Annotated in this window: 20 protein-coding genes; 18 read left to right on the top strand and 2 right to left on the bottom strand. The window is 63.0% G+C overall.

Going from position 1 to position 16,293, the window contains the following annotated elements:
- The first annotated feature begins 112 nt into the window (after positions 1–112).
- From KY495_RS17655 to KY495_RS17685, 7 genes are all read left to right on the top strand, one after another.
- A complete protein-coding gene (locus tag KY495_RS17655) occupies positions 113–631 on the top strand; it encodes a hypothetical protein (protein ID WP_219880673.1) in 519 nt (172 codons plus the stop codon).
- Between the two features lie 13 nt (positions 632–644).
- Positions 645–1,277, top strand: a complete 633-nt coding sequence (locus tag KY495_RS17660; RefSeq protein ID WP_219880674.1) for a penicillin-binding protein activator LpoB — start codon at positions 645–647, stop codon at positions 1,275–1,277.
- Entirely contained in the window at positions 1,258–2,406 is a 1,149-nt protein-coding gene (locus KY495_RS17665) for a tol-pal system YbgF family protein (protein WP_219880675.1), read from the top strand. Before KY495_RS17660 ends, KY495_RS17665 begins: the two co-directional genes overlap by 20 nt.
- Before the next feature lie 18 nt (positions 2,407–2,424).
- Positions 2,425–2,865 carry a hypothetical protein gene (locus KY495_RS17670; RefSeq protein WP_219880676.1) on the top strand — a complete coding sequence of 147 codons (441 nt, stop codon included), beginning with the start codon at positions 2,425–2,427 and terminating at the stop codon, positions 2,863–2,865.
- Positions 2,865–3,572 carry a hypothetical protein gene (locus KY495_RS17675; protein ID WP_219880677.1) on the top strand — a complete coding sequence of 236 codons (708 nt, stop codon included), beginning with the start codon at positions 2,865–2,867 and terminating at the stop codon, positions 3,570–3,572. Before KY495_RS17670 ends, KY495_RS17675 begins: the two co-directional genes overlap by 1 nt.
- Before the next feature lie 95 nt (positions 3,573–3,667).
- Entirely contained in the window at positions 3,668–4,789 is a 1,122-nt protein-coding gene (locus tag KY495_RS17680; protein ID WP_219880678.1) for a 23S rRNA (adenine(2030)-N(6))-methyltransferase RlmJ, read from the top strand.
- A gap of 69 nt (positions 4,790–4,858) precedes the next feature.
- Positions 4,859–6,127, top strand: a complete 1,269-nt coding sequence (locus KY495_RS17685) for an EAL and HDOD domain-containing protein (RefSeq protein ID WP_219880679.1) — start codon at positions 4,859–4,861, stop codon at positions 6,125–6,127.
- Between the two features lie 40 nt (positions 6,128–6,167).
- Here KY495_RS17685 and KY495_RS17690 read toward each other — a convergent pair whose 3' ends face one another.
- On the bottom strand, positions 6,168–6,911 hold the full coding sequence (locus KY495_RS17690) for an SAM-dependent methyltransferase (RefSeq protein WP_219880680.1): 744 nt from the start codon (positions 6,909–6,911) through the stop codon (positions 6,168–6,170).
- Between the two features lie 5 nt (positions 6,912–6,916).
- Positions 6,917–7,516 (bottom strand): Maf family nucleotide pyrophosphatase, encoded by a 600-nt coding sequence (locus KY495_RS17695; protein ID WP_219880681.1) that lies wholly within the window; start codon positions 7,514–7,516, stop codon positions 6,917–6,919.
- A 91-nt stretch (positions 7,517–7,607) separates the two neighbouring features.
- Between KY495_RS17695 and KY495_RS17700 the strand changes: the two genes are divergently transcribed.
- The 11 genes from KY495_RS17700 to KY495_RS17750 all read left to right on the top strand — a co-directional run bounded on the left by KY495_RS17700 (position 7,608) and on the right by KY495_RS17750 (position 16,098).
- Entirely contained in the window at positions 7,608–8,105 is a 498-nt protein-coding gene (locus KY495_RS17700) for a DUF177 domain-containing protein (protein ID WP_219880682.1), read from the top strand.
- Between the two features lie 184 nt (positions 8,106–8,289).
- Positions 8,290–8,472, top strand: coding sequence for a 50S ribosomal protein L32 (gene rpmF / locus KY495_RS17705; RefSeq protein WP_008449924.1), 183 nt, complete (start codon positions 8,290–8,292; stop codon positions 8,470–8,472).
- A gap of 208 nt (positions 8,473–8,680) precedes the next feature.
- Complete coding sequence (gene plsX / locus KY495_RS17710) at positions 8,681–9,739, top strand: phosphate acyltransferase PlsX (RefSeq protein ID WP_219880683.1); 1,059 nt, start codon at positions 8,681–8,683, stop codon at positions 9,737–9,739.
- A 14-nt stretch (positions 9,740–9,753) separates the two neighbouring features.
- Complete coding sequence (locus KY495_RS17715) at positions 9,754–10,740, top strand: beta-ketoacyl-ACP synthase III (protein ID WP_307728196.1); 987 nt, start codon at positions 9,754–9,756, stop codon at positions 10,738–10,740.
- Positions 10,741–10,840: 100 nt separating this feature from the next.
- Complete coding sequence (gene fabD / locus KY495_RS17720; protein WP_219880684.1) at positions 10,841–11,800, top strand: ACP S-malonyltransferase; 960 nt, start codon at positions 10,841–10,843, stop codon at positions 11,798–11,800.
- 38 nt (positions 11,801–11,838) lie between these two features.
- Positions 11,839–12,576 carry a 3-oxoacyl-ACP reductase FabG gene (gene fabG / locus KY495_RS17725; RefSeq protein ID WP_219880685.1) on the top strand — a complete coding sequence of 246 codons (738 nt, stop codon included), beginning with the start codon at positions 11,839–11,841 and terminating at the stop codon, positions 12,574–12,576.
- Positions 12,577–12,757: 181 nt separating this feature from the next.
- A complete protein-coding gene (gene acpP / locus KY495_RS17730; RefSeq protein ID WP_018059410.1) occupies positions 12,758–12,997 on the top strand; it encodes an acyl carrier protein in 240 nt (79 codons plus the stop codon).
- 25 nt (positions 12,998–13,022) lie between these two features.
- Entirely contained in the window at positions 13,023–14,270 is a 1,248-nt protein-coding gene (fabF, locus tag KY495_RS17735; RefSeq protein WP_219880686.1) for a beta-ketoacyl-ACP synthase II, read from the top strand.
- A gap of 215 nt (positions 14,271–14,485) precedes the next feature.
- Complete coding sequence (locus KY495_RS17740; RefSeq protein WP_219880687.1) at positions 14,486–14,980, top strand: hypothetical protein; 495 nt, start codon at positions 14,486–14,488, stop codon at positions 14,978–14,980.
- A 68-nt stretch (positions 14,981–15,048) separates the two neighbouring features.
- Positions 15,049–15,651, top strand: coding sequence for an RNA polymerase sigma factor RpoE (rpoE, locus tag KY495_RS17745; RefSeq protein ID WP_219880688.1), 603 nt, complete (start codon positions 15,049–15,051; stop codon positions 15,649–15,651).
- A 60-nt stretch (positions 15,652–15,711) separates the two neighbouring features.
- On the top strand, positions 15,712–16,098 hold the full coding sequence (locus KY495_RS17750) for a sigma-E factor negative regulatory protein (RefSeq protein WP_219880689.1): 387 nt from the start codon (positions 15,712–15,714) through the stop codon (positions 16,096–16,098).
- The last annotated feature ends 195 nt before the right edge of the window (positions 16,099–16,293 follow it).

Genomic DNA, 16,293 nt, shown 5'->3' on the forward strand with positions numbered 1-16,293 from the left:
TCTTCTAGGGGTTTCTTTTTGTCATGCAAGTTGCGAAAATAGTAGTTGCTTTATCGTAATTACAAATAATGCAGAGACATACTTTGCAGTCCATTCCAGGGAGCCCTTAATCATGAAATGTATTCCAGTCCTCGTCGTCGCCCTTGCTTTGGCCGGTTGCGCCACCGTTCAGGCCCCCAAATTCGCTGCACCGAGCACCATTCTGGCACCCCAGCCCATCGCCGGTACCACCGGCAAGTACCTGTCGCCATTTACCGAAGACGGCACCGTGACGGCGTGGGTGGAAAAGGGCCGTTCGGCCAAGGCCGGTTCGGCAGTCGGCGGCTTCCTGGGCGCCCAGGTCGGCCAGAAGATGGCCAGCCAGATTCCCTTCGTGGGCGGCATGATCGGCCAGAGCGTCGGTGAGTATGCGGGCCGCGCCGTGGCCCTGAAAATGGTGGGCGGTGAAGAATTCATCCGCGCCAACTCCGACATTTCGTTCGCGACCGTGCAGGATCTGGCGGTCTACATGTACGCCACCAATTCGGCGCACAAGGATTACGCAGAGGCGCTGGCCCTGACCCAGGAAATCTACCCTGAGCTCAAGACCGCCTATTTCCCGGCGATCGCCAAAGCGCCGACCCGCCAGTAATCACGGAGCCTTCATGAAATATTCACTCTCCAGCATTGCCTGCGTGTGCCTGCTTGCAGGCTGCGCTTCCCAGCCCACGCTCAATAACAGCGCCGGCCGCGCCACCGTGTACCAGGACGTCAACAGCGTGTCGTCCACCATGGCCGGCGTGGGGATGGAATCGCAGGATATCGTGTCGATGACCGACAAGATGGTGCGCGACATCCTGTCCAATCCCCAGATCGCCGGACGCAGCACCCCGGCCCGCGTGATTGTCGATTCGGCCTACTTTACGAACGACAGTTCCTCGCGCATCAACAAGAATTTGATCACCGACCGCCTGCGCGTGGAACTGAACCGCGCCGCCGCCGGCCGCCTGGTGTTCGTGGCCCGCCACTACGGCAGCATGGTTGCCAACGAGCGCGATGCCAAGCGTGCAGGCGAGCGTGACGGCGGCACCATCCGCAGCACCAAGGCCGTGGCCGGCGGCGACTTCCGCCTCGGTGGCCGCATTGCCTCAATGGACGCCAACCAGCGCAGCACCGGCATGGTGTCGCGCTACCACCAGATCACGTTTGAACTGGTGGACCTGGAGTACGAGACCATTCCCTGGAGCGGCATCTATGAGTTCAGAAAAGAAGCCCAGGATGACATCCTGTACCGTTAAGCGCTGCGCGGCGCTGGCGCTGCTGGCCTGCATGGCCAGTGGTGCTGCGCATGCCGATTACGCGGCCGAACGCAGCCGCCTCAAATCTGCCGTCCCCAAGGACGCAGTGCTGTACACCCTTCAGGCCGGGGTGGCGGCGCTGGCAGAAAAACAGGATGGCGAGGCCGCTGCCCTGTTTGATTCGGCGCTCGACAAGATCGAAGGCATGTACGCCAACACCGAGAGCGCGGCCAGGGCACGCTCGCTGTGGTACGAGGAAGGCGCCAAGGACTTCAAGGGCGAACCCTACGAGCGCGCCATGGCCTTCTATTACCGCGGCCTGCTGTACCTGGCCGAAGGCGACTATGAAAACGCGCGCGCTTCCTTCCGTGGCGGCTTGCTGCAGGATGCCTTTGCCGAGGAAGACCAGAACCGCGCCGATTTCGCCAGCCTGATGCTGCTCGAAGGCTGGGCCAACCAGTTGAACGGCGATGCTGCCCAGGCGGCCGACGCCTACAAGGAGGTCACCGCCCTGCGCACCGGCTTTGTGGCGCCGCCCGAAGGCGCCAACCTGCTCATAGTGGCGGAGCTGGGCGGCAGTCCACGCAAGCTCGGCGACGGTATCGGCAACGCCGAAATCGTGTACCGCCGCGCCAAGCGCACACCCGAGCGCAGCGCCACGGTCACGCTGGACGGCCAGCCCCAGGCACTGCTGCCGATGGAAGACCTGTACTACCAGGCCATCACGCGGGGTGGGCGCCCGATCGACCGCATCATCAATGGCAAGGTCGCGTTCGCCGCCACCACGGCGAAGGTGGGCGACGTGCTCGGCACCATTGCCTCGGAAGGCAATGTGCTGCGCGCAGCCTATGGCGGCACGTCCGGACGGGCGCTGGGCGGGCTGGCGGCGGTAGGTGCCATTGCATCGGTCATTTCGGCCAACGTCAAGCCGCGCGCCGATGTGCGCTACTGGAACAACCTGCCGGAGTCGCTGCATATCCAGGCGCTGCGTGCGTCTGCCGCGCCGCGCGACATCGCAGCCCTGCTCAAGGATGAAGCAGGTAATCCGGTTGCGCTCGACACGGTCGTCATCCGCCAGTTCCGCGACAAGAACGGCAACGGCCTGGTGTGGATCAAATCACGACATTAATCAAACGAGGGAAACCCCATGAAAACCATTCTTTCCGGCGCCTGCGCGCTGCTGTTGCTCGCTGGCTGCCAGACCCCGTATCAAGAAGGCGCCCAGATGGGCGTGCGCGTCAACGCCCCGAACGCGGCCAATGCGCGCGTGCAGTACGACCAGGTGGTCATCCTCGACCGGGTCTTGCAAAACAGCAAGAACGGCAAGATCGCCATTGAAGCCCAGGGGGCGCGCCGCACCGCCACCGGCACACTGCAGGTGATCGTCACCATCCGCAACCGCACCGACCATCAGCAGGTGCTCGAAGCGCGTACCAGCTACTTTGACAGCGGTTTTGCGCCGACCGAGAAGCCGTCGGGCTGGAGCCGCATCTTCCTCGAGCCAAACGGCGTGGCCAGCTATACCGAGTCCTCCATGGGCGCGGCCAATGTGGCGCACTACTACGTTGAAGTGAAGGAGGCACGCTGATGAGGGCAATCGTGCTGGCCAGCCTGATGCTGGCCGCGGGCGCAGGACAGGCCCAGGTCATGGCAGCGCCGGAGGCGATCGCACGCGGCGCTGTCCCGGCCGCCGTGCCGATGGATGCGGCCGAGGCCGGCATGCTGGTGCAGCCTTCTTCTGCCGGCAGTTTCCGTCAATGGTATGCAGGGCAAAAGCGTCCGGCACTGGTCGTCTATTTCGACAAGCGCCTGGACCAGCTGCCGCCAGGCTGGACCGGCGAGACGCGGTTGCTGATCGAGGAAAGTGGCCAGTACGGCAAGGATGTGGAAAAGCGCAAGCTGACCGTGGGCGTGCAGCACAACACGGCCGTGGCGTCGGCCCAGCGCAGCCAGTTCGCCACCCTGGTCGAGCAGGCCCTGCAGCAGGAATTGAAGCGCGAGCAATTCAAGGTCCTGGATGGCGCGGTGCTGCACCGCAAGCTTGCAGCCACCCAGCCGGGCGAGGGCAGCGACATCGAGTACGATTCGCTGAAGAAATCGGTGCGCCTGGTGCTCGAGGTGCAGCTGGCCTTTATCGATGGCGGCGCCGAGCTGCTGGGCGCCATGAAGGACATTCACAGTGGCGATATCGTGGCCACCGTGCGCATGCCGGTGGAAGGCGCGCTCGACACGCGCGAGGGCATCGACCGCGCAGCACGCCGCCTGGTGCAGCGTTTGCTGAAAGAAAAGGCGTAAGCACAGCCGCGATGCGCCCGGCTTGCCGGTTCTGGGGGATAATGGAGGTTTGGCGGCTGCTTGCCGCCTGCCTTCACCCCGAACTGGAATACCCTATGTTAAGTTACCGCCACGCCTTTCACGCGGGTAATCACGCCGACGTCCTGAAGCATTTCGTCCAGCTCCAGCTGCACGCATACATGAATCAGAAGGACACGGCCTACACCTATATCGACACCCATTCCGGTGCCGGCGTGTACGCGCTCGATGGCGGCTATGCCTCCAAGAATGCCGAGTACGAGACCGGCATCGGCCCCCTGTGGGAACGGACCGACCTGCCGCCCGGCCTGCGCGAGTATGTGGACCTGGTCAAGGGCCTGAATCCGTCGGGCAAGATGCGCTACTACCCGGGCTCCCCGTTTTGCGCCGACAAGGCCATGCGCGAGCAGGACCGGCTGCGCCTGTTCGAGCTGCATCCGGCCGACAGCAAGATCCTGGCCGATAATTTCCGCAAGGTCGAGGCGCACCTGGCCGAGCAGGGCATCCGCGCCACCACGCGCGGCAAGCGCATCCTGGTCGAGCGCGGCGATGGCTTCCATGGCATGAAAACCCTGCTGCCGCCGCCGTCGCGCCGCGCCCTGGTGCTGATTGACCCGCCGTACGAAGACAAGCAGGATTACCGCAAGGTCCGCGATGCCCTCGACGATGCCCTGGGACGCTTCCCGAGCGGCATGTATGCCATCTGGTACCCCGTGCTGCAGCGTATGGAATCGCGCCAGTTTGCCGACAAGCTCAAGCGCCTGCCGGCCAAGGAGTGGCTCAACGTCACCCTCACCATCACCACCCCCGGGCCCGACGGCTTTGGCCTGCACAGCAGCGGCATGTTCATCATGAATCCGCCGTACACGCTCGAACCGATGCTGCGCCAGGTCATGCCCTACCTGGTCCAGGTGCTGGGCAAGGATGCCGGCGCCACCTACCTGATTGAAAAAGGCACCCAGGTCACGGGCAACGCCACGGCGCGCACGGTCAACGGCACGCCGCGCATGCCTGTTGGCAATGCCCGCCGCGCCAGCCCGACCGCAGGCACGGGCAGCCTGCGCCTGCCGGGCCAGGCACCGGCCGGGACGCCCGCCGCCGTCAAGGGGCCGGGCCGGGGTCCCGCTGCCCGGAGCGGCGGCAGTGCCCGCCCGGGCGGTGGCAAGCCCCCGGTCAAGGGCGGTACAGGCCGCCCTTAGTCATCAAGCTGTAGTATAGTTATTGCAATGAAGCGCCGCGTGGGCGCTTCATTGCTTATGGATGTAGACATGTTGACCGAAGCTCCCCCCGATGTAGTACTGCCCACTGACGACTTTTTTCTTGCTCGCCAGCCAATTCTTGGACGCAACCAGCGTCTGGTGGCGTTCGAGCTGCTGTTTCGCAGCGCCGATTCGCCCGAAGCCAATGTCGTCGATCACGCGGCGGCTACGGCCGCCGTCATTTCGCATGCTTCCCAGCTGGGCATGCAGCGCGTGGTGGGCGAGCGGCTGGCCTTCATCAATGTCGATGAGGTCGTGCTGATGAGCGACTTCGTACGCTTTTTGCCGCACGACAAGGTTATCCTGGAAATCCTGGAAACGGTCAAGGCCACGCCCGACGTCGTCGCGCGCGTGGTCGCCCTGCGCGAACTGGGCTTCAAGTTTGCGCTCGATGACGTGATCGGCAGGTCGGACGATATTGACAAGCTGCTGGCCCTGGTGGACGTGGTCAAGATCGATGTCCAGGCCGTGCAAGCGATCGACCCGCACAGCCTGCCGGCCCTGGTCAAGCTGTTTCGCGAACCGGGCCGCAAGCTGCTGGCGGAAAAGGTCGAAACCGTGGAAGAGTACGAGATGTGCATGGCGCTCGGCTTTGAATACTTCCAGGGCTATTATTTTGCCCGTCCCGCCATCCTGAGCGGCAAGACCATTGCCCCATCCGAGCTGGTCATCCTCAACTTGCTGCAGCTGATCAATTCCGATGCGGACGACCACGACCTGGAAATGTCGGTCAAGCGCGACCCCCTGATCAGCCTGAACCTGCTGCGCCTGGTCAATACCCCGGCTGCCGGTGCGCGCCGCCATATCGATTCGCTGTCCGAAGCGCTGGTGGTGCTGGGCCGCGAACAGTTGCAGCGCTGGCTGCAAATCCTCTTGTACGCCACGCCGGGCGCGAATGTCGAACTCAATTCTCCGCTGCTGCAAATGGCCACCACGCGCGGCAAGCTGATGGAGCTGATGACGCGCAAGCTGCCCCCGCCTCGGCGCAGCAGCGCCGAAGCCGGCTTCACGGTGGGCATCATGTCGCTGATGGATGCCCTGTTTTCCATGTCCATGCGCGACATTCTCGACGCGGTGGCCGTGGCGCCGGACGTGCGCGCCGCCCTGCTCGAGCGCGAAGGCATGCTGGGCGAAATGCTGCGCATCGTGGAAATGCTGGAAAACCCCAAGCGCGGTCCTCAGCTGTCGCGCTCGCTCAAGGCGCTCGGCCTGACCGTCAAGGAAGTGCGCGACATTGAACTTGAAGCCTTTAGCTGGGTCAATCAACTGGTGGTTTGATGCAGCCGCCAGGCCGGCCCTGCCGGTTGTGTTGTGCCGCTTACTGGGCCAGCAACAGGAACACGGTCGGCTTCTTGTGAAAGTCCGGCGCCTTGCCTGCCGCTAGCTGCGCCTTCCACTGGGTGGCCGTGTGGGTGCGGATCGACTCCGTCGGCAAGCTCAGGTCGGTAGCCACGCAGATCAGCGTCGTGCCCTGGCAGGCGGCGGCCAGCGCGTCGAGCATGGCGCCGTTGCGGTAGGGCGTTTCAATCATGAGCTGGGTTTGCCGCTCCGCGCGCGAACGCTTTTCCAGTTCGCCAATGCGGCGGATGCGCTGCGCCGCGTCCGTGGGCAGGTAGCCATTGAAGGCAAAGCTCTGGCCATTCAAGCCACTTGCCATCACGGCCAGCAGCAGCGACGACGGACCCACCAGGGGCCGCACGGTAATGCCATGCGCATGGGCCAGGCGCACCAGGTCGGCGCCGGGATCGGCCACGGCCGGCACGCCCGCTTCCGACACCAGCCCCGCATCGCGGCCCGCCAGCAAGGGCGCCAGCAAAGCGGCCAGGGCGGCGGGCGGCGTATTGACATTCAGTTCGCTGATCGCGATCTCCTGCAAGGGCTTGGCCAGCGGGTGATTGACGGCTATTAATTTGAGGAAGGCACGCGCCGTCTTGGCGTTCTCGGCCACGAAATAGTCGAGCCTGGACGTCAGGGCTTGCACCTGCTCGGGAATGATGGACGCCAGGGCGCCGGCCTCGACCGTGCCGAGCGTGTTGGGAATTAAGAATAAGGTGCCGGGCATGGTGCTCAGTTGCTGAAAAAGTGAAAACCGGCGCGGCGCAGCATGCCGGTCAGGGCGATCAGGGGCAGGCCGGTCAGGGCCGTGGGATCGCTGCTGTCAATCCGTTCCAAAATGGCAATGCCCAGGCCCTCGTTCTTGGCGCTGCCGGCGCAATCATAGGGTTGCTCGATCCGCAAATAGGCGTCGAGTTCGGCGTCGGGCAGGTCGCGGAAGGTGACGAAGGTTTGCACATTCTCCAGCTCGGCACCTCCGGCCGCGTCCACCACGCACAGGGCCGTATGGAACACGACGCGCCGCCCGCGCATGCGCTGCAGCTGGGCCAGCGCCGCCGCGTGGCTGCCCGGTTTGCCGATCTGTTCGCCATCGAGCGTGGCCACCTGGTCCGAGCCGATCACCACGCTGCCGGGGGCGCGGGCGGCCACCGCCTCGGCCTTGGCGCGGGCCAGGCGCAGGGCGGTCGCCTGCGGCGCCTCTGCCGGCAGGGGCCGCTCGTCTAGCTCGGGCAGCATGACCGCGAACGGCAGGCGCAGGCGCGCCAGCAGTTCGCGCCGGTAGGCCGAACTTGATGCAAGAATCAGACGGGAAGGGGAGTTAGTTGGTATCATTGCGGCCTTGTGCGGTCAAACCGCGCTAAGTCTTTGACTTGGCAGCGGCAAGCCTGTTATTATCGCAGGTTTTCCGGGGAAAATTTCTGCAATGAGCGCTTTTGTCATCGACGCTTTCGAGTTTTGTCGAAGCAACGGCCATCGCGACGGTGTCACGCCGGTCGCCGAAATGAGCCGGTTAAACAAGGATTGTGCCGACCAGTCGGGCCACGTGAGCTGGGCTGTGGATGGTGCAACGAGCAAGCAGGGCTATCCGCAAATGACGCTGTCGGTTGCCGGCACCGTCCAGCTGATGTGCCAGCGCTGCCTGACGCCGTTCAGCTACGAGATGCAGTCGTCCACCGTGCTCATGCTCGGCAAGGATGATGCCCATGCCGACGAAATCGAGGAAGTGATTGCCGACGAGAGCATTGACGTCATCGTCGGCAGCCGCCAGTGCGATATCCGCGACCTGATCGAAGACGAGGCGCTGCTGGCACTGCCGCAAGTGCCCAAGCACGATGTGTGCCCCGACAGTAAATTGCTGGACGTGCTCAAGAGCGAGAAGCCATCGCCCTTTGCCGGCTTGAAGGACTTGAAGTCCGAGTAAGACAGAATAAGCAGGACGTAAAAAACGTGTCAAACGCGTGTTGTAGTCGAGTATGGCATCAAGCAGGAAATGTAAGACAGCGTTAAACATGTCGGTAAATTAAATTGCCGCTGGGATACTCGATTCGCATGTATTTGCCGGTCGAATGTGTTAGAATTTTAGAACTTATGTATTAGGAGTCATCATGGCAGTTCAGCAGAATAAGAAGTCCCCATCCAAGCGCGGCATGCACCGCTCGCACGACTTCCTGGTCGCGCCACAGCTGGGTATCGAGCCAACCACGGGTGAGACGCACCTGCGTCACCACATCAGCCCGAACGGTTTCTACCGTGGCCGTAAAGTACTCAAGACCAAGAACGACGAGTAATCGACGTCTTCTCATTGAGTAAGATGAAAGCGGGGCTACGGGAATTTTTACGTCGCGCCGCTTTTTCTTTATTACCGGCTGCAAAGCACCCTTGCGGCCCGTCATTTCGAATAAAGCAGACTCTGACTGGCAGTCGCCAGCTGACAGAGCGCACCCTGCCGCCTGTGCTCGTGAGCATGGCCCCGGGCCTGCGGTATGAATCCACCAAATGACAATTAAAATTTCCATTGACTGCATGGGCGGCGACCATGGCCCGTCGGTCACCATACCCGCAGCGTTTGCCTTCGTCCAGCGCGAGCCCGAGGCCGAACTGATCCTCGTTGGCCAGGAAGAACGCGTGCGCGCGGAATTGCGCAAGTGCAAGGCCGAGGACCACCCCCGTCTGTCGGTCGTGCACGCTTCCGAGGTGGTGGAGATGGATGATCCCATCGAAGTCGCCCTGCGCCGCAAGAAGGATTCCTCGATGCGCGTGGCAGTCGAACTGGTCAAGGAAGGCCGGGCCCAGGCCTGCGTCTCTGCCGGCAATACCGGCGCCCTGATGGCCGTGTCACGCTACGTGCTCAAGACCATGAGCGGGGTCGACCGTCCCGCCATCTGCATGACCATGCCCAACCAGAAGGGCGGTCCCACCTACATGCTGGACCTGGGCGCGAATGTCGATTGCGAACCGCATCACCTGCACCAGTTCGCCATCATGGGCTCGGTGCTGGTGTCGGCCATGGAAGGCATCGAGCGTCCCACCATTGGCCTGCTCAACGTGGGCCACGAAGAAATCAAGGGCAACGACCTGGTCAAGGCCACCGCCAGGCTGCTGCGCGACGACCACGAGCGCGGCGTGCTCAATTTCTTTGGCAATATCGAGGGCAATGACATCTTCAAGGGCACGACCGACATCGTCGTATGCGACGGTTTTGTCGGCAATGTCACGCTCAAGGCCGTGGAGGGCCTGGGCCGCATGGTCAAGAGCGCCCTCAGCTCGGAATTCCGGCGCAATCCGATCACCATGCTGGGCGCGCTCATCTCGCGCGGCGCCCTCAAGAATTTTGGCAACCTGGTCAACCCCTCGCGCTACAACGGCGGCACGCTGCTGGGCCTGCGCGGGCTGGTCTTCAAGAGCCACGGCAGCGCCGATGCCTATTCCTATGGATGGGCAATCAAGCGTTCCTTCGATGCAGCGAAATACAATGTGCAGGAGCATCTCTCGGAGAAGATCGCCGAACTGATGCCGCGCGCGCCTGAAGCGGAAGCGGCAGGCCCAACCACTTAGTAGGACGGTAAGCAATGACTTTGTATAGCAAAATTATCGGCACCGGCAGCTACTTGCCCCAACAACGCGTGACCAATGCCGACCTGACGGCGCAGCTGGCCGCCAAAGGGATTGAAACCTCGGACGAGTGGATTGTCTCGCGCAGCGGCATCTCGGCGCGCCACTACGCGGGCGCAGATGAACTGTCGTCCGACCTGGCGGTCAACGCGGCCCGGCGCGCGCTCGAGATGGCCGGCTTGCAGCCCGACCAGATCGACCTGGTCATCGTCGCCAGTTCCACGCCCGACTTTTACGGCAGCTTTCCCAGCACCGCCTGCATCGTCCAGCAAAAGCTGGGCATGCACAACAGCAGCGCCGCCTTTGACGTGCAGGCCGTGTGCAGCGGCTTTGTGTACGCCGTGTCGGTGGCCGACGCCTTCATCAAGGCCGGGGCCCACAAGCACGTGCTGGTGATCGGGGCCGAAGTGTTTTCGCGCATCCTCAATTTCGAAGACCGCACCACCTGCGTGCTGTTTGGCGACGGCGCCGGCGCCATCGTGCTGTCGGCGTCCAGCGCGCCGGGCATCTTGGCCACCAAGCTGCATGCCGACGGGCGCCACGCCAACATCCTGTCGGTGCCGGGCAGCCTGGCCGGCGGCGCCATTGCCGGCAGTGCCTTCCTGTACATGGACGGGCCGGCCGTGTTCAAGCTGGCCGTTTCGGTCCTGGAACAGGTGGCGCACGAAGCGCTGGCCCATGCCGGCATGCAGGCCTCGGACATCGACTGGCTCATTCCCCACCAGGCCAATATCCGCATCATGAAAAGCACGGCCAAAAAGCTCGACCTGCCACTGGAAAAAATGGTGGTCACGGTCGACCAGCACGGCAATACCTCGGCCGCCTCGATTCCCCTCGCACTCGACATTGCCGTGCGCGATGGCCGCGTGAAGGCAGGCGACAACGTCATGATGGAAGGCGTGGGCGGCGGCTTTACCTGGGGCGCCGTGCTGGCGCGCATGTAGCGTCCCTTCGCGCCGCCGATTAGAACTAGTATTCCACCCCGGTTGCCGGCGGCGTGACCGATCGCCGTGACCGATCACCTATTTTGGAGTAATTCTCAGGATGAGTAATTTCGCATTCGTATTCCCCGGCCAGGGTTCGCAGGCCGTCGGCATGCTCAATGGTTTCGCCGGCAATCGCGTGGTGGAGCAGACCGTGCGCGAGGCCAGCGAAGCCCTTGGTCTCGACCTGGGCAAGCTGATGGCGGAAGGCCCCAAGGAAGAGCTGGACCTGACCACCAACACCCAGCCCGTGATGCTGACCGCGTCCGTGGCCGTGTACCGGGCCTGGCTGGCCGCCGGTGGCCCGGTCCCGTCCGTGGTGGCCGGCCACAGCGTGGGCGAATATGCCGCCCTGGTGGCAGCCGGCGTGATCGCGTTCAAGGATGCCGTGCCGCTGGTGCGTTTTCGGGCCCAGGTGATGCAGGAAGCGGTGCCGGTCGGGCAGGGCGGCATGGCCGTGGTGCTGGGCCTGGGCGCCGACGAGGTGCGCGCCGTGTGCGCCGCCGCCGCGGCCGAACAGGCCGGCAGCGTGGTGGAAGCCGTCAACTTCAACGAGCCGACCCAGATCGTCATCGCCGGCCATACCGATGCCGTCGAGCGCGCCTGCGTCCTGGCCAAGGAAAAAGGCGCCAAGCGCGCCATGAAACTGGCCGTGTCGGCGCCATTTCACTCCTCGCTGCTGCTGCCGGCCGGCGAACGGTTGCGCCAGTACATGCAGGAGCTGCCCTTTGGCGCGCCGCAAATCGACTTGATCAACAACGTTGACGTGGCTATTGTTAACGATCCGGCAGCCATCAAGGATGCCCTGGCGCGCCAGGCAGCCGGCGCGGTGCGCTGGGTGGAAACCATGCAGAAGCTGGCCGCAGGCGGCATCACCCAGATCATTGAAAGCGCACCGAGCAAGGTGCTCATCGGCATGGCCAAGCGCATCGATGCGGGCCTGGTGGGCGAAGCACTGGTGGACCAGGCCGCCCTGGAGCGGGTACTGGCCAGCGTCCAGGCGCCGCAGGCAGGCGCGTAAATCCAGGCCCATACAGCAAACTCATAATAAGGATCAGCATGAATCTCGACAAGCAAGTGGCACTCGTGACCGGCGCCTCGCGCGGCATTGGCCAAGCCATCGCGCTGGAACTGGCACGCCAGGGCGCCACCGTGGTGGGTACCGCAACCTCCGAGTCCGGCGCCGCCGCCATCAGCGCCTATCTGGCAGAATTTGGCGGCAAGGGCGTGGTACTGAACGTGACGGATGCGGCCAACTGCAGCGCCGTCATTGACGAGGTGCAAAAAACCTGCGGCAGCCTCTCGATCCTGGTCAACAATGCGGGCATTACCCAGGACCAGCTGGCCATGCGCATGAAGGATGAGGAGTGGGACAGCGTGATTGCCACCAACCTGACCGCCGTGGGCCGCCTGTCGCGCGCCGTCCTGCGCGGCATGATGAAGGCCAAGCACGGCCGCATCATCAACATTACTTCGGTGGTCGGCTCGGCCGGCAATCCGGGCCAGATGAACTATGCGGCCGCCAAGGCCGGCGTGGCCGGCATGAGCCGGGCGCTGGCGCGCGAGATCGGCAGCCGCAACATCACCGTCAACTGCATCGCCCCCGGTTTCATCGATACCGACATGACAAAAGCGCTCAGTGCGGACCAGCACAGTGCCCTCTTGACGCAGATCCCGCTGGGCCGCCTCGGTGCGCCGCAAGACATTGCCCATGCGGTGGCCTTCCTGGCCGGTCCCCAGGCTGCCTACATCACCGGCACCACCTTGCACGTCAACGGCGGCATGTACATGAATTAAGTGTCAGAATAGTCATCCGCGGCTGCCCCGTGGCGCCTTGCGGGTGGGTGTGATTGATTGAATTGAAATGAGTTAGCAGCACGTTCGGTGGAATTTCAAACAGAAGCCGAAATTAGTTTTTCAACGCGCAAACCTGATAAAATGCGCGCACTTTCCGTAACACACACAATGGAGCCATAACATGTCGGATATCGAACAACGCGTTAAAAAAATCGTCGCTGAGCAGCTGGGTGTTGCAGAAGTCGACATCAAAATCGAGTCCTCGTTCGTTGACGACCTCGGCGCCGATTCCCTCGACACCGTCGAACTGGTGATGGCACTGGAAGACGAATTCGAAATGGAAATCCCTGACGAGCAAGCCGAGAAGATCACGACCGTGAAGCAGGCTATCGACTACGCGACCGCGCACGTCAAGGCCTAAGTTTTAGTTGTTTCGGGAGAATCGCTTGAGTCGTTCACGCAACCGTCGTGTCGTTGTTACCGGCCTGGGCTGCGTTTCACCAATTGGCAACACGATTGCCGATGCGTGGAGCGCGGCACTGGCCGGCAAGTCGGGCATCACCAGCATCACCAAATTTGATCCATCCCCGTTCTCGACCCATATCGCGGGCGAGGTCAAGGGCTTCAATGTCGAGCAGTACCTGCCCGGCAAGGATGCTCGCCATATGGATACCTTCATCCATTTCGGCATGGCCGCCGGAATCCAGGCCTGGCAGGATTGCGGCCTGGCGGTCACCGAAGAAAACGCCGACCGCATTGGCGTGATCATCGGTTCCGGCATCGGCGGCTTGCCGCTGATCGAGGAAACCAAGGAAGAATTCACCAAGCGTGGCGCGCGCCGCATTTCGCCCTTCTTCGTGCCGGCCTCGATCATCAACATGATCTCCGGGAATTTGTCGATCAAGTACGGCATGCGCGGTCCCAACCTTGCCATCGTCACGGCCTGCACCACCGGCCTGCACAGCATTGGCGCGGCCGGCCGCCTGATTGAATATGGCGACGCCGACGTCATGATCGCCGGCGGTGCCGAAGCGACCATTTCGCCCCTGGGCCTGGGTGGTTTCGCTGCCGCCCGCGCTTTGTCGGCGCGCAATGACGATCCGGCCACGGCCTCGCGTCCCTGGGACCGCGACCGCGACGGTTTCGTGCTCGGTGAAGGCGCCGGTGTCATGGTGCTGGAAGAGTACGAGCACGCCAAGGCGCGCGGCGCAAAGATCTACGCCGAGCTGCTCGGGTTCGGCATGAGCGCCGATGCCTATCACATGACCTCGCCCGTGGAAGACGGCGCCGGTGCCAGCCGCTGCATGAAAGCTGCCCTGGCCAACGCCGAAATCAATCCGGACCAGGTGCAGTATGTGAATGCGCACGGTACCTCGACGCCCCTGGGCGACGTGGCCGAAGTGATGGGCCTGAAGATGACGTTTGGCGAGCATGCCCACAAGCTGGTCGTCAATTCCACCAAGTCCATGACCGGCCACCTGCTGGGCGGGGCGGGCGGACTGGAGGCGGTATTCACGGTACTGGCCATGCACCACCAGGTGTCGCCGCCGACCATCAATATCTTCAACCAGGACCCGGCCTGCGACCTCGACTTCTGCGCCAACACGGCGCGCGACATGAAAATCGATATCGCTGTCAAGAACTCGTTCGGGTTCGGCGGTACCAACGGCTCGCTGGTATTCGGCAAGTTCTAGCCGCTACAAAAAAAGCAGTATTTCAGCTGAACCATCGGCGCCCCATCCTGTCAAAGGATTGGGCGCCGATTTCTTTTGGCCGCCGATCATGCCACGCATCCCTCCCGGGGACACGCCGGCGTGATCGCGCCATCGTCATTCGCGTGCATGTTGGCGCGCCCATGTAGTGAGCAGTTCCTGCAATTGCGGCTCTTCCTGTCCTGTCCTGGTGCTGCATGCTCATTGCGGTCAACGCCGTCATTCATCCGTCGCGCCTGTTGCGTCTGGCGTTGACGGCGTTCGCCCTTGGGATGGCGTTTGCTGGTGGCTCTGTGCTGTGGATGGCCATCGCGTTTTCCGGTTCCGGCGCAATTGGCGCGGCCTGCCTCGGCACGGCCGTGCTGGCCGCGCGCGCCGTGTACACGCTTCCAAATGCGCGGGTCCTTGATATATCTGGACTCGGTGAGATGCGCCTTTCGGTACAACGGAAGCTTGCGGCGGCAGATGGCGGGGAGGCGCTGGTGCTGCTGCCTGGTTCGACCCTGTGGGCGCGCCTGCTGGTGCTGCGCCTGGGCCGGGAAGACGCGCAGCGTGAACGGGCGGGCAGGAATGCAGTGCTCATCATCCTGCCAGACAGCGTGACAGCCGACGAGTTCCGCCGGATTGCCATCGCCGTCAGGATGATTGCCGGACGGGACAATAAATTTTTCGAGAATAACAAAATTTTTTGAACTTATTGCAACGGGCCAACTCTATAGACATAGGAGTGCCCGCGGCGGCAGCCAAGAGGGCATTGTCAGTGACGACAGAACGCGAGTGTGATCAACTGCTGGTTGAGCGCGTCCAGGCTGGTGAGCTCCAGGCATTCGACCTGTTGGTCGGCAAGTACCAGCGCAGGTTGATGCGGCTGGTATCACGCCTGGTGCATGATCCGGCCGAGGCCGAAGACGTAGTACAGGAAACCTTTATCAAGGCGTATCGTGCCTTGAGGCATTTTCGAGGAGATTCCGCGTTTTATACGTGGTTATACCGCATAGGAATCAATACGGCAAAGAATTTTCTCGTCACGCAGGGCAGGCGCACGCCGACCTCGACAGAGGCTGATGCGGAGCGCGCCGAAGGGTTTGACGATGCGGACAGTTTGCGAGATATCAACACACCGGAGTCCATGTTGGCCAGCAAGCAGATCGCGTTTACAGTCAATGCAGCAATGGAAGCCTTGCCGCTGGAATTACGTACGGCAATCGTCCTGCGCGAAATTGAAGGTTTGAGCTACGAAGAAATTTCCGAAGTCATGGCTTGCCCCATCGGTACCGTGCGCAGCCGCATTTTCCGGGCGCGCGAAGTCATTGCCGAAAAGTTGAGGCCGCTTCTCGATTTACCGGTTGACAAGCGACGGTAAGTGTAGCGATGATCGTAATACTCGGTTAGTTTTGGTCACTTACCCAGCAGGAAAATTCCGATGGACACGCACAAGAAAATCCGCGAGCACATTTCCGCCCTCTCCGACGGCGCCCTTTGCAGCACCGATCTGGAGCTGGCCATGGCGGCCATGCAGACAGAAGACGGGCGCCAGGCCTGGCATCTGTACCACCGTATCGGTGACGTGTTGCGTGCCCAGGCCACGCCGGAACTGTCCGACAGTTTCGCCAGCAAGCTGGCGGCGCGCCTGGCCGAGGAACCCTTGCCGCTGCGCCGCAACCCCAGGGTCCAGGGCGAAGCACGCCCCGGCGGCCCGTCGGTGCACCTGATGCCGGCCGGGCAGGGCGAGCCGGCCATGGCCTGCGAGGCCGGCCCGGAAGGCGTGGCCGTGTCCCACACCAAGCCTGCCATCATCAGCGTTTCCTGACGCCGGCCGGCGCCCGTTCCCGGCCCCGCGGGGACGGTCGCACGCCTGCGTGACCTTTTCGGCCGCGTCCGCCTTCCTGCCTGCCTGCCTCATCCTTCCTCCTGCCTGCTGTCCGCCTGCTGTCTGCCGCCCGCCAAGGGCCGCCCCCCGGTCCGTCCGCGCGGCGTGCGTGTGCCGCTTTCCACGTCCTGCCGA

This window comes from Massilia sp. PAMC28688 (assembly GCF_019443445.1).
Taxonomy (GTDB): Bacteria; Pseudomonadota; Gammaproteobacteria; order Burkholderiales; family Burkholderiaceae_D; genus Telluria_A.

What these genes read in the sequence shown, in the direction of transcription:
- KY495_RS17715 (WP_307728196.1), top strand. Translation starts at nt 9,754, where the DNA reads ATGACTTTGTATAGCAAAATTATCGGCACCGGCAGCTACTTGCCCCAA.
- KY495_RS17665 (WP_219880675.1), top strand. Translation starts at nt 1,258, where the DNA reads ATGACATCCTGTACCGTTAAGCGCTGCGCGGCGCTGGCGCTGCTGGCC.
- KY495_RS17685 (WP_219880679.1), top strand. Translation starts at nt 4,859, where the DNA reads ATGTTGACCGAAGCTCCCCCCGATGTAGTACTGCCCACTGACGACTTT.
- KY495_RS17670 (WP_219880676.1), top strand. Translation starts at nt 2,425, where the DNA reads ATGAAAACCATTCTTTCCGGCGCCTGCGCGCTGCTGTTGCTCGCTGGC.
- fabD (WP_219880684.1), top strand. Translation starts at nt 10,841, where the DNA reads ATGAGTAATTTCGCATTCGTATTCCCCGGCCAGGGTTCGCAGGCCGTC.
- KY495_RS17750 (WP_219880689.1), top strand. Translation starts at nt 15,712, where the DNA reads ATGGACACGCACAAGAAAATCCGCGAGCACATTTCCGCCCTCTCCGAC.
- KY495_RS17690 (WP_219880680.1), bottom strand. Translation starts at nt 6,911, where the DNA reads ATGCCCGGCACCTTATTCTTAATTCCCAACACGCTCGGCACGGTCGAG.
- acpP (WP_018059410.1), top strand. Translation starts at nt 12,758, where the DNA reads ATGTCGGATATCGAACAACGCGTTAAAAAAATCGTCGCTGAGCAGCTG.
- KY495_RS17700 (WP_219880682.1), top strand. Translation starts at nt 7,608, where the DNA reads ATGAGCGCTTTTGTCATCGACGCTTTCGAGTTTTGTCGAAGCAACGGC.
- fabG (WP_219880685.1), top strand. Translation starts at nt 11,839, where the DNA reads ATGAATCTCGACAAGCAAGTGGCACTCGTGACCGGCGCCTCGCGCGGC.
- rpmF (WP_008449924.1), top strand. Translation starts at nt 8,290, where the DNA reads ATGGCAGTTCAGCAGAATAAGAAGTCCCCATCCAAGCGCGGCATGCAC.
- plsX (WP_219880683.1), top strand. Translation starts at nt 8,681, where the DNA reads ATGACAATTAAAATTTCCATTGACTGCATGGGCGGCGACCATGGCCCG.
- KY495_RS17675 (WP_219880677.1), top strand. Translation starts at nt 2,865, where the DNA reads ATGAGGGCAATCGTGCTGGCCAGCCTGATGCTGGCCGCGGGCGCAGGA.
- KY495_RS17660 (WP_219880674.1), top strand. Translation starts at nt 645, where the DNA reads ATGAAATATTCACTCTCCAGCATTGCCTGCGTGTGCCTGCTTGCAGGC.
- KY495_RS17740 (WP_219880687.1), top strand. Translation starts at nt 14,486, where the DNA reads ATGCTCATTGCGGTCAACGCCGTCATTCATCCGTCGCGCCTGTTGCGT.
- KY495_RS17655 (WP_219880673.1), top strand. Translation starts at nt 113, where the DNA reads ATGAAATGTATTCCAGTCCTCGTCGTCGCCCTTGCTTTGGCCGGTTGC.
- KY495_RS17680 (WP_219880678.1), top strand. Translation starts at nt 3,668, where the DNA reads ATGTTAAGTTACCGCCACGCCTTTCACGCGGGTAATCACGCCGACGTC.
- KY495_RS17695 (WP_219880681.1), bottom strand. Translation starts at nt 7,516, where the DNA reads ATGATACCAACTAACTCCCCTTCCCGTCTGATTCTTGCATCAAGTTCG.